Annotated in this window: 13 protein-coding genes and 1 tRNA gene; 4 read left to right on the top strand and 10 right to left on the bottom strand. The window is 43.3% G+C overall.

Annotation, left to right across the window (positions count from 1 at the left end):
• Nucleotides 1-366 precede the first annotated feature (366 nt).
• From gap to pfkA, 3 genes are read right to left on the bottom strand one after another with little or no spacing between them, the layout of a single operon-like run.
• Complete coding sequence (gene gap, locus ABIX36_RS09090) at nucleotides 367-1,362, bottom strand: type I glyceraldehyde-3-phosphate dehydrogenase (protein ID WP_348081848.1); 996 nt, start codon at nucleotides 1,360-1,362, stop codon at nucleotides 367-369.
• Nucleotides 1,363-1,369: 7 nt separating this feature from the next.
• Nucleotides 1,370-2,218: a hypothetical protein gene (locus ABIX36_RS09085; protein ID WP_348081847.1), complete on the bottom strand. Its 849-nt coding sequence runs from the start codon at nucleotides 2,216-2,218 to the stop codon at nucleotides 1,370-1,372.
• Nucleotides 2,219-3,205, bottom strand: coding sequence for a 6-phosphofructokinase (gene pfkA, locus ABIX36_RS09080; protein WP_348081846.1), 987 nt, complete (start codon nucleotides 3,203-3,205; stop codon nucleotides 2,219-2,221).
• 126 nt (nucleotides 3,206-3,331) lie between these two features.
• On the opposite strand from pfkA, the gene ABIX36_RS09075 reads away from it, so the two are divergent.
• Nucleotides 3,332-4,027, top strand: a complete 696-nt coding sequence (locus ABIX36_RS09075) for an NUDIX domain-containing protein (RefSeq protein WP_348081845.1) — start codon at nucleotides 3,332-3,334, stop codon at nucleotides 4,025-4,027.
• Between the two features lie 293 nt (nucleotides 4,028-4,320).
• On the opposite strand, the gene ABIX36_RS09070 is transcribed toward ABIX36_RS09075, so the two are convergent.
• Entirely contained in the window at nucleotides 4,321-5,181 is an 861-nt protein-coding gene (locus ABIX36_RS09070) for an N-acetylglucosamine kinase (protein ID WP_348081844.1), read from the bottom strand.
• Nucleotides 5,182-5,613: 432 nt separating this feature from the next.
• Nucleotides 5,614-5,847, bottom strand: coding sequence for a hypothetical protein (locus tag ABIX36_RS09065; protein ID WP_128534378.1), 234 nt, complete (start codon nucleotides 5,845-5,847; stop codon nucleotides 5,614-5,616).
• Nucleotides 5,848-5,992: 145 nt separating this feature from the next.
• On the opposite strand from ABIX36_RS09065, the gene ABIX36_RS09060 reads away from it, so the two are divergent.
• Nucleotides 5,993-6,066, top strand: a tRNA-Arg gene (locus ABIX36_RS09060).
• A 349-nt stretch (nucleotides 6,067-6,415) separates the two neighbouring features.
• On the opposite strand, the gene ABIX36_RS09055 is transcribed toward ABIX36_RS09060, so the two are convergent.
• From ABIX36_RS09055 to ABIX36_RS09045, 3 genes are read right to left on the bottom strand one after another with little or no spacing between them, the layout of a single operon-like run.
• Complete coding sequence (locus tag ABIX36_RS09055; protein ID WP_348081843.1) at nucleotides 6,416-6,958, bottom strand: hypothetical protein; 543 nt, start codon at nucleotides 6,956-6,958, stop codon at nucleotides 6,416-6,418.
• Nucleotides 6,959-6,961: 3 nt separating this feature from the next.
• Entirely contained in the window at nucleotides 6,962-7,441 is a 480-nt protein-coding gene (locus ABIX36_RS09050; protein ID WP_348081842.1) for a sigma-70 family RNA polymerase sigma factor, read from the bottom strand.
• Nucleotides 7,442-7,453: 12 nt separating this feature from the next.
• On the bottom strand, nucleotides 7,454-8,431 hold the full coding sequence (locus ABIX36_RS09045) for a peptidoglycan DD-metalloendopeptidase family protein (RefSeq protein ID WP_348081841.1): 978 nt from the start codon (nucleotides 8,429-8,431) through the stop codon (nucleotides 7,454-7,456).
• A gap of 579 nt (nucleotides 8,432-9,010) precedes the next feature.
• Here ABIX36_RS09045 and ABIX36_RS09040 point away from each other — a divergent pair.
• The gene (locus tag ABIX36_RS09040) at nucleotides 9,011-9,565 is read left to right on the top strand and encodes a 2OG-Fe(II) oxygenase (protein ID WP_348081840.1); all 555 of its coding nucleotides are present in this window, start codon (nucleotides 9,011-9,013) and stop codon (nucleotides 9,563-9,565) included.
• Between the two features lie 431 nt (nucleotides 9,566-9,996).
• Nucleotides 9,997-11,409 (top strand): DUF6055 domain-containing protein, encoded by a 1,413-nt coding sequence (locus tag ABIX36_RS09035; RefSeq protein ID WP_348081839.1) that lies wholly within the window; start codon nucleotides 9,997-9,999, stop codon nucleotides 11,407-11,409.
• A gap of 149 nt (nucleotides 11,410-11,558) precedes the next feature.
• On the opposite strand, the gene ABIX36_RS09030 is transcribed toward ABIX36_RS09035, so the two are convergent.
• Both ABIX36_RS09030 and ABIX36_RS09025 read right to left on the bottom strand, forming a co-directional pair.
• The gene (locus ABIX36_RS09030; protein WP_348081838.1) at nucleotides 11,559-13,958 is read right to left on the bottom strand and encodes a glycoside hydrolase family 127 protein; all 2,400 of its coding nucleotides are present in this window, start codon (nucleotides 13,956-13,958) and stop codon (nucleotides 11,559-11,561) included.
• 20 nt (nucleotides 13,959-13,978) lie between these two features.
• The gene (locus tag ABIX36_RS09025) at nucleotides 13,979-16,348 is read right to left on the bottom strand and encodes a beta-L-arabinofuranosidase domain-containing protein (RefSeq protein WP_348081837.1); all 2,370 of its coding nucleotides are present in this window, start codon (nucleotides 16,346-16,348) and stop codon (nucleotides 13,979-13,981) included.
• Between the last annotated feature and the right edge of the window lie 102 nt (nucleotides 16,349-16,450).

Below are 16,450 nucleotides of genomic sequence, written 5' to 3'. Positions count from 1 at the left end.
CGTTCCGTTTAACAAGGCGGAAAAGGTTGCGGTGAGGACACCGCAACGGGGAAGGGGCGGGTTATTCTTTTTCCTCTCCTGGTGGCGGTGTCCCCATCGCCACCATTAAGGAGCGTGCCATTTAACAAGGCGGCAAAGGTTGCGGTGAGGACACCGCAACGAGGGGAGGCTTATTCTTTTTCCTCTCCCGGTGGCGGTGTCCTCACCGCCACCATTAAAGGACGTTGTTCCGTTTAACAAGGCGGCAACGTTGCGGTGAAGACACCGCAACGGGGGAGTGTGGGATAAAAAATAAGGAATCCCCATAAACAAACAAAGCCTCCCGAATTAGGAGGCTTTGTTGTTATGATAAGAAATTACTAAACCTTACAGTTTGCCAATTTCTTGTACAAGGTCGATCAGTTTGTTTGAGTAACCCCATTCGTTATCGTACCATGATACTACTTTCACGAAGTTATCATTCAATGCGATACCTGCTTTTGCATCAAAAATTGATGTGCGTGCATCACCTTTAAAGTCTTCAGATACAACTTCATCTTCAGTGTAACCTAAGATGCCTTTCAATTCGCCTTCTGATGCTTCTTTCATCGCGGCTTTAATGCCTTCGTATGAAGTTGGCGTTTTTAAACGTACCACTAAGTCAACAACAGAAACGTCGGCAACCGGAACACGGAACGACATACCTGTTAATTTGCCTTTTAACTGTGGAAGAACCAAACCAACCGCTTTAGCAGCGCCGGTTGATGAAGGGATGATGTTTTGGTAAGCACCACGGCCACCTCTCCAGTCTTTTGCAGACGGGCCATCAACTGTTTTTTGAGTAGCTGTAACCGCGTGTACAGTAGTCATTAAACCTTCTTCGATACCGAATTTATCATCCAATACTTTAGCGATAGGCGCTAAACAGTTGGTAGTACATGAAGCGTTTGAAACGATAGTTTGCTCAGCTTTTAACAGTTTGTGGTTTACACCCATTACAAATGTAGGGGTATCGTCCTTTGCAGGAGCGCTCATAACTACTTTCTTGGCACCTGCATCAATGTGTTTCTGTGCAGTATCTAAGGTTAAAAATAAACCGGTAGATTCGATAATAACTTCTGCACCTACTTCATTCCATTTAAGGTTTGCAGGGTCTTTTTCGGCGGTAACACGGATGGTTTTACCGTTTACTACCAAATGGCCGCCTTCAACAGCAATGGTGCCTTTGAACTGGCCGTGAGTTGAATCGTATTTCAACATGTAAGCCATGTAATCTGGCTCAACCAAGTCATTAATACCAACAACTTCAACGCCTTCTCTTTCAATTGCAGCCCTGAAAGCTAAACGGCCGATACGGCCAAAGCCGTTAATTCCTATTTTCATGATTTTTCTAATTTTTATTTGAATAATAAGTCAACAAATTGTTTATTGGTTCTTTTATGATGCCTGCTATTTTAATGTCCCGCTCTTCTGCGGCCTCTGCCAGGTAATCCTGAAAGTTAGAAGCCACCGAGCCTGCAAAATGAATAGGGGCATCCGGGTGTTCCGCGCGCAAAGGTAATAAATAGGTATCAATCAGCTTAGTAAAACCTGTTTTAATGATACTGCGCAGATAAACGTCGTTTTTGTTCTCCGAAAAGAATTCGCTGAACGAGCTGAGGTATAAAGCAGGCTCTTTTTTGCGGTAAACTTTCTCTAAAAGTGTTGTGCGGTCGGCATCATAGCTGTGAATGAACTTCTTGCGCAAATTTGCCGGAAGTGTCTCATTCATAAAGCTTTTGATGAGTTGCCTGCCCAGCCAGTTACCGCTGCCTTCGTCGGCCAGGATGTAGCCGAGGCCAAAATTGTTTGGTTTTACTTTTTTTCCATCGTACCAGGCGGCGTTGGTGCCGCTTGCGCAGATGCTTACTATACCAGGGCTATTTTTGCAACAAGCGATGGCCGCCGCGGCAATATCGTGCTCTACGGTTACCCTTGCGAATTTAAAAAATCCTTCAAGGGCGTCCTGCACCACTTTTTTGCGTTCGTCTGAAGAAGCACCGGCACCAAAAAAGTAAATGCGCTTTATCTCTTCCGCGTGGTGTATAAGATTGATGTTGCGGTTAAGTAGCTGGGTGATGTATTTCTCATCGTTAAAATAGGGATTAATGGCAGCGGTGTTAAAAGAGGCAACAGTTCGCCCTTTGTAAGCCAAACGCCAACCCGCATTATTAGAACCGCTATATACAACCGCTATCATTTATATGGATAGGATTTCTGACATCTGCATTAAATCATCTTCCAGCTTAAACTGATGTTGTGTAAGCGCTTCTTCCAGTGTAGTTAGTTTAATATGGTTAGCCTCAAGCCCAACCATCATTTGCGATTTGCCGGCTATCAGCGCGTTAACCGCGGCAAAACCAAGGCGGCTGCCCAGGATCCTGTCAAATGCAGACGGGCTTCCACCACGCTGTAAGTGGCCCAATATGGTAACCTTAATATCGTAGAACTTAACCTGCCCGCGTACCCGTTCAGCCAAATCATACACACCACCGCTTTTATCGCCTTCGGCAACAATTACAATGCTGGATGATTTTTTGTTGAACTGGCCCGCTTTAAGGCTCTCTATCAAATCGTCTATCGCGGTAGCACGCTCTGGTAACAAAATAGCTTCTGCTCCGCAGGAGATACCCGCACGTAAGGCAATAGCGCCCGAATCGCGGCCCATTACTTCTATAAAGAACAGACGGTCGTGCGCATCGGCTGTATCGCGGATCTTATCTATAGCTTCTATAACCGTATTGGTAGCGGTATCAAACCCTAATGTATAGGTAGAACCGTAAAGATCGTTATCAATAGTGCCGGGTACGCCCATTACGGCAATATCCGGGAAACGTTGAGAAAAACGCAGGGCACCGGTAAAGGTACCATCGCCGCCAATAACCACTATCCCGTCTATACCCTGTGCTTTTAAGTTATTGTAAGCGGTTTCCATACCTTCATCGGTACGGAAGGGGAGGCAGCGGGCGGTTTTTAAAATGGTACCACCCAGGTTCAGGATATTACTAACCGAACGGGTGTTCATCTCGTACATATTGTTGTCGATAAGGCCCTGGTAACCTTGCCTTATCCCTACAACTTCCAGTTTATTATATATGGCAGTACGCACTACGGCGCGGATGCAGGGGTTCATGCCCGGCGCATCGCCTCCAGAAGTTAGGACTGCTATTTTTGAAATTTTACGCATTTTTACACAAGTAAATTTGGAGCCACGAATATAAGGTGTCGAAATTACACCATTAAATTTAATTTATTATTTTTGGAATGAATTTTAAGGTATATATTTAACCGATAAACCTAAATAGAACTACTTTTGGAAGTAAAGTTACCAACATTTGATTCAGTATTTTCTATTGACTGTGTAATTTTTGGATTTGATGCCGGCGAATTAAAGATTCTACTCATTGAACGTAATGAGGAACCCTTTAAAGATTGGCTTGCATTACCAGGTTATATTGTTGAGCAAGATGAAAGTATTGATGATGCCGCAGAGCGTATTTTATACGAGCTTACCGGCCTTCGCGATCTGCATATGCAGCAGTTCCATACATTTGGCGAGGTGAAACGTCACCCGCAGGGGCGCGTTATAACCGTTGCTTACTATGCATTGATCCGTATTAACGGGCAAAAAGAAGTAAAACCGGTTACCCAATACGCCAAATCGGCTTTTTGGCACCCGGTGAACGATCTGCCAAAGCTCGCCTTCGATCACAGCGAAATTTTCAACACGGGCTTTAACAAGATCCGCCGCAGGCTGAATTACCAGCCAATAGCGTTTGAGTTGCTGCCCGAGAAGTTTACGCTTACGCAGCTGCAATCGCTGTACGAGGCGGTGCTGAACAAGAAGCTGGATAAGCGCAACTTCCGCAAGAAGATGCTGAGCTACGGCTTTTTGAAAGAACTGGACGAGAAGCAGAAAGGTGTATCATACCGTGCCGCCAAACTCTACAAATTCGACAGGAGGAAGTACGCCAAGATCTTCCAGAATGAGTTGAATTTGGTTCAGTAAGGTGGTCAGAGGAGAGAATCAAGAGATAAGACGACAAGAGTCAAGAAAGAATATAACGAGAAAAGGCGAGGGTTTCCCTCGCCTTTTCTCGCTTCCCTCCGCGCGTCATTGCGAGGCACGAAGCAACCTCCCGATAGGCATTTCCGCGATGCATGGCATTTATGCATAGTTTGGAGATTGCTTCGTGCCTCGCAATACGATGCGGTAATACAAAAGGGGTCGAAAGCATATGCTTTCGACCCCTTTTCTTATTTTATCTTGATTCTTGGTTCTTGTCGTCTTGTCTCTTGATTCTAAAGACTGCTTGGCGCCAGTTCCAGGTGATATTTCACCAGGTTATCTATAGGAGAGCGGATGATGTTGCCAACGGTCATGCCGTTTTCGGTACAAACCTCCTCCAGTACATTGCGGAAGTTATAGCCCACCGAACCGATGCAGTTGAAAGTGTATTTTTGATAATCGGGGTAGTGGGTAACCAGGTTTTTAAAGAAATCCTCGAAAGAGGTACGCACCAGGTTACGTGAGTATTCGATGTTCACGTTGTTATCGTAAACAAATTTGCTGAAGCTTGCGCAGAAACGGTTTGCACGCGGTTGGGTGTAAACTATCTCGTTGATATCATCTGGTGTTAATTTAAACTCTTCCCAAAACACTTTACGAACAGCCTCCGGCATGTAGCCGCGCAGGTAATCTACCAAAAGCTTTTTACCAATGTAGCAACCGCTGCCTTCGTCGCCCAGGATGTATGCGCCCGAATCAATATTGTTCACTACATCTTTACCATCATAAAGGCAGGTATTGGTACCTGTGCCTAAAATAGCCGCGAAACCCTCGTTGTTACCCAGCAATGCGCGGGCAGCAGCAAGCAGATCGTGGCCAATGTTCACTTTCGATTTAGAGAAAACCACCTGCATGGCCTCTTCTACGATCTTACGCATCTCCGGGGTAGAACAACCGGCGCCGTAATAGTTAACTTCGGTAATATTATCCTTCTCCAGATCGGTAGGCAAACTCTCCTTTAGGGATTGTATAATGTACTCTTTCGGAGCAAAATACGGGTTGTAACCTTCGGTGTTGAAATACACTTTTTTACCTTCTTCAGTAACCAGGCACCAATTTGTTTTGGTTGAGCCACCGTCAGCAATTATGATCATATAATAATGAGTTTTTAAAAAATTGGGTTAAAAGTATGATTAACTTATTGTAAAAAAAACACTTGGTACTTTTAATGCTATTTTTTGTTAATTACACAGCAGAAACGGCTTTTTTATGTAAAAAATTAAACTTTTTAAGGTTTTTGATAACACTTTTTAGTTTAAAATTAACTGTAATATTAACATATAAAAACGGCTTTTAGCACCTTGTACACTCATAGTGTAATGAGTACAATTATATGTAATATTTTCACAATTATTAATTGAATATTACCGGCAGGTTAACAATAGCCTACTAAAACGGTGGTTTTAGACTATAAATAATGGCTCAGCAATGGCTGAGTATTAATGTGAGGTATCGCCTGGCAGCGAAACCTAAGGTAAAATATGAAATAAGTAAACGGTAAGGAACAGTAGCAACGGCCGGATGTACTACATCCGCAACCGTAGCGAAACCGAACGGCCCAGCGCCTGCACCAGGTTAGGGTCTAACGAGGTATCGCCTTCTTTAAGCGTCCAAACCATTTTGGCATCCTTCACCAACTCAACTTTTTCGCCGTTGAGCAAAAGTTCCAGTTCGGTGGTGTTTTGGCCTATCAGTTTGCTGTTAACAATCTGGTACACATAATCTTTGTCATCAAAAGTAATCCGCAGCGGTAAGCCCATGTTCACAATCCTCGGGGTAAAGATAAGTTTTATTACCTTTAAAGAAGTTTTATTAATGATATAGTTAATTCTATAAAGTAAAACTGTAAACGAACTATTGCTGTTTTAAGTATAAATTTGCATCTTTGCACCGCAAAATAATGCAGGTCCTATAGCTCAGCTGGATAGAGCAACAGATTTCTAATCTGTAGGTCATAGGTTCGAATCCTATTGGGATCACAAAGACCATTCAACAGGTCGACGTTTAAAGCTAAAATGCGCATAAAAATGCGCCTTTCTGTAAGTGCGAATCCACCAAAGTCGACCTCGATTTTATCGACTTTATAGTAAAATATGTCTGTTCAAGGATCAACTTAGGGATCGGTCTCAATCGCCTTTTTTAACAGCATCCTAAATTGAATCTTGCGATTCTCCTGTAAAATTTTTTTTTGCCGATAGGATAGAGTTTCTCATATATTGGGAGGTTTACCACCTCAGTTCAGTGTACAAAACTTAAGTCGCCGTTGTAAATTCAACCGGCGGAGCTATTTCGCCCAGTACTCAAACTATATAGGGCCTACAGCAGGCCCTATTTCAAAAGGCTCAACAATTCGTTTAACACACCTAACCTTTTCGCCCACATTCTGCTCAATAAGGTCAACTGAATAGTAAATAGTATTGCAATCGTACCTAATGCAAAATAAGTTGACAGATGAAAAGATACACCAGAAGTAAAAAATACGATCAGGCTGAACGCATAGAACGCCTTTGAAAAAATCGACCCTAAGGCATATCCGCTCATCCGGCGCAAATACTTTTGAAAAGAAGCTTGCAGATTCGGGCCGTCCACAATGTTTTTTGCAATATAATAGCCATATATGTTATACCATATCGTGGCCAATAGGGTTATAACGAGCAGTAAATTAACGAAGAAATGTTTAGATGCACCATCGAAAAGGCTCCAATAACATGCAAGAAATACGGTTAAACCGGCTACTTCAATAGTTAATTGTCTTCGGATCTTTTTTAATACCGGGTGTTTGCTTTCACGGATCATCGACAAGATCTCCCGATCGCCTTTCATGGGGAATTCTACACTTTTCCACGCTGATTTAAAATCATCCAGTTCCATGTTTTATTGATTTAAAAATTGCTGCATTTTGGTTTTGATCCGGTTGATCCTGACACCAACATTGTTCTCGGTTATGCCTGTAATGACCGCGATTTGCTGATAGGGCAACTCATCGAGGTAAAGCGTAATGATTGCTTTTTCAACATCGTTCAGTTGTTTGATCGCTTTGTATAGAAGTTCAAGGCGCTCCGTCGCTTGGTCGTCCTGGGATTGGTTCGCAAAGTCTGGCAGCACATCCACATAATTAATAGCCGGTCTTTTTTTGCGGTAAAAAGCCATCGCCGTATTTAAAGCAATGCGATATATCCATGTACTAATCTCTGCCTGGCCTTTAAAGGAAGGGTAGGCCTTCCATAGCTGATAAATGATCTCCTGAAAAAGATCCTCCCGGTCTTCCGGGCTATCGCGGTATAAACGGCATATCTTATGCAAAATACCCTCATGCTTCCGGGTTATTTGCAAAAAATCAGTCTCATTCAACATATTGTTTTTTGATCACGGTTGGTGGATATGATCACCTTTAACCGGCGAATAGTTTTTAGTTTCGCGCCCGTTTACTTCGATTGTTGTAAAATAGCATTTAATTCCTGTTGCTTTGCCAAAGTCTTCCTGGTCCTGCAAGTGAAAGTGTAAATGCGGTTCGGACGAATTGCCGGAATTTCCGCAAAACCCAAGGAGTTGCCCCTGTTTAACCTTTCCCCCCTGTTTGACCTGCACGGAATATTGCTTTAAATGCGCCAGCAGCACATACTCATTGTTGCTGGTTTTCAGCAATACCGTATTACCGGTTGCAAATAACGGGTTCAGCACACCGGGCAGGTTGTCCTTCACGCCATCTACTGCCAATACAACTTCGCCGTCACATGGAGCAAATAGCTGTTGACCGAATGCGTAATAATCTTCGTTGGCCTTCCCATCGGAACGAAAGCTTTTATTATTGTTATCGGTAATGATAATATCAAATGCGTTTTTTTGAAAGGCAACAACCCCGTGGTAATTCTGTTCTTTGGTATCACCGCCCCAAAATACCGTCCATACGCCTTTAAAGGGCAGTTGCATCGCCGTGATATTTCTCGGCATTTTAGGTGCGCTGTCTTCCACATAGGGCTTAGCAAACAACCCGGTGATCGCCTGTTTGTCGTCAATAGCTATGTTTAAGGTAATGGTTCCTTTTTCCAGCTTTGTTTTATAGCCGGCGAACTGATCCTGGTAACTGATAAAAGCAGCATTGATTATCTTGCCGTAACGGCTTTTGAGCTGAGTTAGAAATGCCGTGGTTTTCTCATGCGGCAAATTGCTTTTGGCTTCGCCGGAAAACGTACTATAAATGCTGTCAAATCTACCCGCATTAAAATCATTTTTAAATTTAGAGATCACTTTATTACTGCCCGGACTTTCCTGTTGCGCGAAAGCGGTAGCTGCCATGCAGGTAAGTATTATCGCCAGACCAATATTCTTTATAAGTTTTCTCATGTTATTGCTGCTTTTTTATGTTTATAATTTTGTTAATATGAGCAATACTGTCGAGAATGGCTTTGTTTTGATTTTCAGGCTGTTAACCTCTGCCTGTAATACCTGATCCCTTTGCCGCGAACGGCCATCCGGTGAGGATGCCTGATTACATGAGAAAGACAGGAAAATGAAGACGGTTAAAATAAGTTTCATATTGTTTTTCAGGAGTTAGTTGCCGGATAAACTAAAAACTTACAGTTGTTAACGATTTTATTTACATAATTGGCTTGTAACATCATTTGTGACGCATTTGATTTTAAACTGAAAAAAGGAGAATTGGGGCGGTTAGAGGTATAAAGTTCGAATCCCTCTTCGTCTGCAACCGCTCTTACAAATGCAGGTTTTCAAATATTAGGCTGCCAAAATTTCGGATAACAATCTTAAATCATCAAATAAAAGGTTCGAATGTTGCACCATAGGGATCACCGCGAAAAGAAAAGCAAGTCAGTGATGGCTTGCTTTTCTTTATATTTTTGTTGTGGCGCAATTTCGAGTTGCAGAAAATGTTAAACTCCCGGTCGCCATTTAAAACTCATCATTATGCAACAGCATATCCTTACTAATAATATCTTCACAATCGACGATTTTTGGACACCAAAAGAATGTGAAGATTTCATTTTTAAAAGTGAAGCTATGGGTTATGAACCCGCGACCGTTGAAACAGAAAACGGGCAGAAAGTTATTACAACAGTTCGTAATAACAATAGAGTTATTTATAAGGACTATCAGCTTGCCGATGTGCTTTGGCAGAAATTAAAGCCATTTGTACCATTGCAAATTGGCTACAGTAAAGCTGTTGGATTAAATGAACTTTTTAGATTTTATAAATATCAACAGGGACAAGAATTTAAACAGCATACAGATCAAAGTTATATAAGAAACGATGTTGAAGCGAGCTATTTCACCTTTATGATTTATTTGAATGAAAATTTTGAGGGCGGACAGACGACTTTCAATAAACTGACTGTTCAGCCCAAGCAAGGCTCGGCACTTGTTTTCCTACATAACGTGGAACATGAAGGCCGCTCAGTGAAACAAGGTACAAAATATGTTTTGCGAACAGATATTATGTTTCGTTTTGATGAACAAAGCTAAACAACCAAACTGAAAAACTTTAACTATTAATGCACTTAACTGACATCGATTTTTTATCGTAGCCAAGCTGTTTTTAACTCTGTAATCGCTCTCTGCCCTTTAATAATCCGATTCGAAAAAAATCCTATTGGGATCACTGAATGTGAAAACAAACCACATTACATTCCAGATTTGAAGTTGAAAAGGCGCTGAATGGCGCCTTTTTTCGTGCTTGCCCGAAAAAACCAGATAATCCTAATACAATCCAGGCTAATCGGCAACCTACTCCCACTTCCGAAATTATTCCGATTAGTTCTTACAGAAGGGTAATATATAAACACAAGTTATCAATATTCAGATCTGCCAGTTGCTTATACATGGTAATTTTGGTAGTCGATAAATTAACCCATCGCAAATCGGCCTTATTCAATCACAATATAAAGTCCTATACCATGATGCGACCTGCCTCTATACCTTTCTTTTTTCTTGTCAACGGATTGTTTGCCTTCCAGCATCCGGCTATAAAAAAAGAAATAAGTCGGCCCTCCAAAATATCGCCTGTTAGCCATCGATCAGATACAACGGAGAAAACCATCTATTATCCCTATAGTGTATGGATGGTGCCCGCCGGAAATGATTATTCCAGTAATAATAGCACGTTCAGCAGGCAAAGAATGGTTCAGTCGGCAGATATAGCAATGTTTTGGTCAAAGGAATACAGCGATACGCCAACAACTTATTCTGAACCCGTTAAGCGGTTTGACCCTGCAATAGCCATAAAAGAATTAGAGCGTTTTTATACCTGCTACAGAGATACCCTGAAGTTTGTTATAAAAGGTAAATCGTTAACCGACAGATACAAAATGCTTACCTACGTTTTTTACAGTGACACAGACGGTACGGCATATGGCGGCGGCGAAGAGGACAAGGTTGGCATATTGTGGACGCCCGCTGCAAGGATAAGCGCGCATCCATACGGAGCGCTTGCGCATGAGCTTGCCCATTCATTTCAATATATGGTACATAGCGATGGTGCATGGGGCTTTACTTCGGCAGCTGCCGGCAGCCGGGGGCAAAGTATATTTGAAATGACATCTCAATACATGCTTTTTCAGAATTACCCCAACTGGATGACTTTTGAGAACTACCACCTGGTGAGTTTTATGAAGCAAACACACCTGGCATTTTTGCATGAGGATAACCAGTACCATTCGCCATACGTATTGGAATATTGGTCCGGTAAACGCGGGCGCGGCTTTGTAGGGAAACTTTGGCGCAATGCCGTAAAGGGAGAGGACCCGGTAATGGCTTATAAACGATTAACAGGGCTTAGCCAGGCTAAGTTTAACGACGAGATGTTTGATGCTTACAGGAAATTTATAACATGGGATTTATCACGTATAACCCAGGCCGCAAAACCCTACGTGAATGAGCACACCAGTACGTTAAACAGCGTTGGTGATGGCTGGTATCGTATTGCCGAAAGTAGCTGCCCTCAAAACTATGGCTATAATGGCATTAAGCTAAATGTACCGGCGGCCGGTACCAAAGTTACCCTGAATTTTAAAGGCGTTGCCGGCAATACAGGCTACCGGGCCATTAATGTTGATAAGGCCGGCTGGCGATATGGTTTTTTGGCTGTAAAAGACGACGGCAGCAGGGTTTATGGCAAGGTTTATTCAAATAAAGAAGGCGTTGCAAATTTCGACGTGCCGGCTAATAGCACTTATTTATGGTTAGTAGTAAGTGGTGCGCCAACCGGGCATTGGGAACACCTAACTGACGGGAATATAAGTAACGACGAGCAATGGCCTTACCAAATCAAACTATCCGGCACTACATTACACAAAACGGTTATTAAATAATAGGAGCTGCTGCAAGGTTGATAAAACCTTAGCCAGCAGTTTATAAAGCTATTGGTAATGAATAAAATGGAAACTTTACTAATATGGCCATCATGCAAGTGCATGATGGCCATATTGTAAGGAAGCTCTGCAGGATGCCTGCAGAGATATTACTTAACTTCCCATTCATGAATGCCGGTAGAATTATCTGCCGGAAGCTGAATGATCATTTTTAATGCGGTGGTATTAACCGGCTCAAAAGTTACCGCATTGTAGCTGTCTTTGCTCACCGTGTAGGGTGTTGTGTTTTTTACCGGTACCCATTGCCCGTTTTTAAGGTAAAGTATTTTGTAGGATACAGGTATGCGGCAGCCACCCCAGGGGCCGTCATCGTACCAATAAACTTTCGATTCACTTACCGTATGTTCTGCATTAAAGTTGTACTGAACAAACTCGCTGGTGTTGTGCGCGGGCCACCAGTGCAGGTAGGGGTAGTTGGTGTCGTTTGAGCTGTTGGGTTCGTATTGGTCTTTAATGGCACTGTACATGCGTGCATTTTTTAATGATGACGTTACTGTACTTGTACTGGCAACGGTTGGCGCCGGTTTAGGGCTTGCTGCCGATGCTTCGTAAGGTACCCAAACGGTCATCTCGCTTGGGCCACGGTTTGCCCATGCGTAATAGGGTATGGCCTTTACCTTTTGGTCGGTTTCTATCAGTTTATCGCTGTTTAACTGCCTTTTGGTGCTTTTACCTTCAATAGTTATTACATCTACACCGTTCAACAGGTCGGCTTTGTAACTTGCCCGGGCAACCGCGTTCTTATCAATTAAAATGTTCTGTACAAGGCTGTCGCGGTTATCCGGCCCTTCCAGGCAATACACTATGGGACCGCGCTCAAATGCAAAACGGCCTCTGTCGTCTTTTACATTAGCGTTAGCCACAACCTTTTCAGTTTCTAAAGGCAACGCCAGGGAAACTTTGTCGCCTTTTTTCCAGCTGCGTTTTAAAACAGCATAGCCTTTTTCGGTTACAAATGAAGTTGCTTTTCCGTTGATGTATAGTACCACCGGCAGCGGTGTATGGTCCATAAAGCTATACAGATCGCCCGGTACGGGTTGTTGATTAGCCCAGCCCGGTATCCGCACCCTTAAGGTAAAGTTTGTTGTTTTTACAGGGTTAACGGTAATGTTAACCTGGCCTTTCCACGGATAATCTGTTTGCTGTACAATGTTTACATTGCCCGATGCCAGTTTAATATTGCTGGAATTACTCATAAACAAGTTCACATACAGGTCGTTTTTGTTTTTGGCATAAACATAGCCCGGCAGCGATGGTAAAAAGCGCGTCATGTTGCTAATACAGCAGGCACAGCTTATCCAGGCGCTGCGCTGATGCTGAAACATGGACGCCAGCGGGTTGGGATAAAAGAATCGGTCTCCGGTTAAGGAAACGCCAGATAGCAGGCCGTTATAAAGCGTCCTCTCCAAAACGTCGATATATTTAGCATCGCCGTGAAGCAAAAACATCCGGTTGTTCCAATACACATTACCAATAGCCGCGCAGGTTTCTGCATAGGCCGACATGTTGGGCAGTTGGTAAGCCTCGCCAAAAGCTTCGCCGGCCCCGGTTGCACCTATACCGCCTGTTATGTAGAGCTTTTTGGTAACTACATCGCTCCAGATATCGTCGATGGCGTTTAAATATTTTGTATCGCCGGTTAAAGCGGCAATATCGGCCATGCCGGTATACATATACGCTGCACGTACGGCGTGGCCCTCGGCTTCGTGCTGGTCAACTACTTTTTTATTGGCCTGGTTGTAGGCGTCGCCTTTTGGTCCGCGGATATCTAAAAAGAATTTTGCCAGGTCGAGGTATTGTTTATTGCCGGTAACCCGGTACATTTTGGACAGGCCTATCTCCACTATCTGGTGGCCAGGGTATTCTTGTATTTTACCCGGCCCGAAGGTTTTTACCAGCAGGTTGGCGTTTTTTATGGCGATGTTGAGCAGGGTACGCTTGCCGGTGGCCTGGTAATGCGCCACGGCGGCCTCATATAAGTGCCCGCAATTGTATAATTCGTGGCTTAAGATCTCTTCATTCACCCAGCGTTTATCGCCAATCCACTCATGAGGTTTTTTAGCATGCACCGTACGGAAGGTATACAAATAACCATCCGGTTCCTGCGCGGCACCGATAATGCGGATAAGGGTATCTATGTACCTATCCAGCTTAGGGTTCTTTTTATTTTGCATGGAGTACGATGCACCCTCAATTGCCTTATAAACATCCGTATCATCAAACGGAAATTCGCTTAGCTTATCGCCATCCAGCTGTTTGGCGGCGCGCAAAAAGTTATCCATACGGCCATTTTTTTTGCACTGCGCCAGTACATAGGGGATGGTTACATTTGCGTTAACTTCCATTTTGGGTTCCCAAAACTTATCGTTAACATGTACACTGGTAAATGCCACGGGTTGTATAGGGTAGTCTTTTTGTTGCCCTAACACCATACTGCTTATACCTATCATAGATAGCAGCAAACCAGCGGCTTTGCTTGTTTTTATCATCGTATATAGTTTCTTGTGAATTAGTTTTTTACCATGCGGCTACCGTATACCGGGCCTGCGCTGTTGTCTTTTTTGGGTAATAGTTTAACGGTAACTTTTTGTTTTCCCTTGGTCAGCTCTATGGGGATAATGTAGCTGATATCGTAAAAACGGCTTTCCTTGTACGGGTTTAAATTCTCGGTTGCTATTTTAATGCCGTCTATAATAATATCGAATGAGCGGCCGCGGTTATCCATACCCCAGTAGCTGTTTATAAGCGTGTTTTGGCCGTTGGCGTCAACCTTCATTTCGTACTGCAAATACCCTCCGTTCTCGGTAGAGCGCCATTTTTTCTGGTGATCTTCGCCCGTAATGGCGCTTTCGCCGGTAAAGTTATGATCGCGCTCCGGCTGCATTTCGCCTATACGTAAGACGTCGGTAGTGCGCGCTTCCAGCTCCTGTTGGTTTTTCCGTTGCTCATCGTAAGCTTTTTGCTGTACTGCCCATGATGCAGGGGTAAACACATCCCAGTAAACCGTATAGTATTCATTTTGGGTTTGATTAAAGGGGATCAGCTTTACTTCAATTGGTTTGGCAACATCAGTGGCATTAAAGCTCAATTGTTTTTTATCAACCATTTGCAGCCATTTGTTTGGGTCGGTTTCGCTGGTTACAAAAACGGGTACACCTTTAAGCGGATCGGGTTCGGTATTACCTAACACACCTGCAAGTAGCACCGGGCCGTAAAAAACTGCTCGCCTGTTGGCATTATCAGGCATAGCTTCGGTGTACAGCGTTTCGGGTGTGGTAAATTCAATTTTGTCGTTATTGTTCCATTTGCGCTTTATTACAATGTAGCCCTCATCATCGGTAGTAGCTGCCTGTACTTTTCCGTTGATACTGATGGAGGCATTGCTGGTCCACTTTGGTTTGCGAATGCGGATAGGCATGGTAACCGGCTTTTTGGTGCCAATGGTAAACGCAATATGATCGGTATTAGGGAAACTGCTTGCCTGCGTTACCGTTAAGCCTTTTTTCGCCCAGCTAAGCACTGATGGAATAAACAGGTTTACATATAAACTGCCATCGGCTCCTTTAAAATAAATGCTTTCATTGTATTTAACATGGTTCTCCATACCCGAGCCAACACAGCAGGTAAAATCATCAAAGGGGGTACTGTAATGTTTTGTCCCGCCCATTCTAAGCGGTACAAAATAACACATCATACCATCGCTATGGTTTTGTGATGCCAGGATATGGTTATACAGGGCTTTTTCGTAATAGTCCATTAACTTGGCAGATGGCTCGAGCGCGAACAAGTGCCGGGTAAGTTTTAGCATGTTATAAGTATTACAGGTTTCAGTGGTGTTTTCTGTAAGCTTATCGTTTAGCTTTTTTGGTTCGCCTAAATACTCATAATTGCTATTACCGCCGGTAGCGTAGGAGTGGTTGTTCACAACGGTTTCCCAAAAAAAATCGGCAATGACTTTGTCTTTTTTATCGCCGTTGAGCTCAAAACGCCGCGCGCTTGCAATTACCTTCGGGATCTGCGTATTGGAGTGTTTGCCCGGCAGGATATCCTTTTTATCCGCAAGCGGATCTAAAATGGCCTTGTCGTAAAATTTGTAGGACAGATCAAGGTATTTTTTGTCACCGGTTATGGAGTATAGATTAACCATGGTTTCGGCCATGCCGCCGTATTCGCAAAACAGCATTTTTTGAAGCTTTTCGTCATCCAGGTTTTTAATGGTTTCGCCTGTCCAGTCGGCCATGCCTTTACAAACTTTTAGCGCCTGGGCGTTATTACAATATAAATAGGCGTCTAATAAACCGGCCATAACCTTGTGCACGGTATACCAAGGCGACCAGCCCCCATTTAAATCGAACCCGCGCGAACGGATGTCTCCTTTTGCCACTTCGGCCCAAATAGTATCTTCTTTTGGGATAGCGCCAACATAGCCCGTTTTACGGGCAACCTGGCATTCATTAAGTTCGTTAACTATATAATTTACGCGTTTTAAAAACTCAGGATCGCGGGTGGAGGCATAGTGCAGGGAAATTGCCGACAGGTAGTGGCCCAGCGTGTGGCCTGCCAAACCCGATGATTCCCATCCTTGGTACATCTTTCCTTTAGGTTGCAGCCCCGAGTGCGAGCGGAAGGCCGAAAGCAGCCTGTTAGGGTCTATAGGTAATAAATAAGCAACATCAGCATTCATCGCTTTCTTAAAAGGGCTCTCTAATAACCGCACATCTTTTAAATCAAAAGCATAGGCTTTAACAGGAACCACCGGTTTTATTTTTATCCGGGTATCATTCCATTCGGGTACGTAGGATTGCGCCTGTATTGTTTGTGCCCCTGCTAAGCAGGCAACGAGGCATAAGGTTAATTTAAACCACTTTTTTATTAGCATGATATAGTTGTATAACTGGTGAGAAAACTGACAACTAAATTAGTGTTGTTTTAACAATTATTCTAAATGATATTTTGCAGTTGATAGCAGGATTTTATCCGG

Origin of the sequence: Mucilaginibacter sp., from assembly GCF_039925265.1 — a bacterium.
GTDB lineage: Bacteria > Bacteroidota > Bacteroidia > Sphingobacteriales > Sphingobacteriaceae > Mucilaginibacter.
The sequence above is the reverse complement of the archived record's forward strand: the minus strand, read 5'-3'. Positions and strand labels throughout refer to the sequence as shown.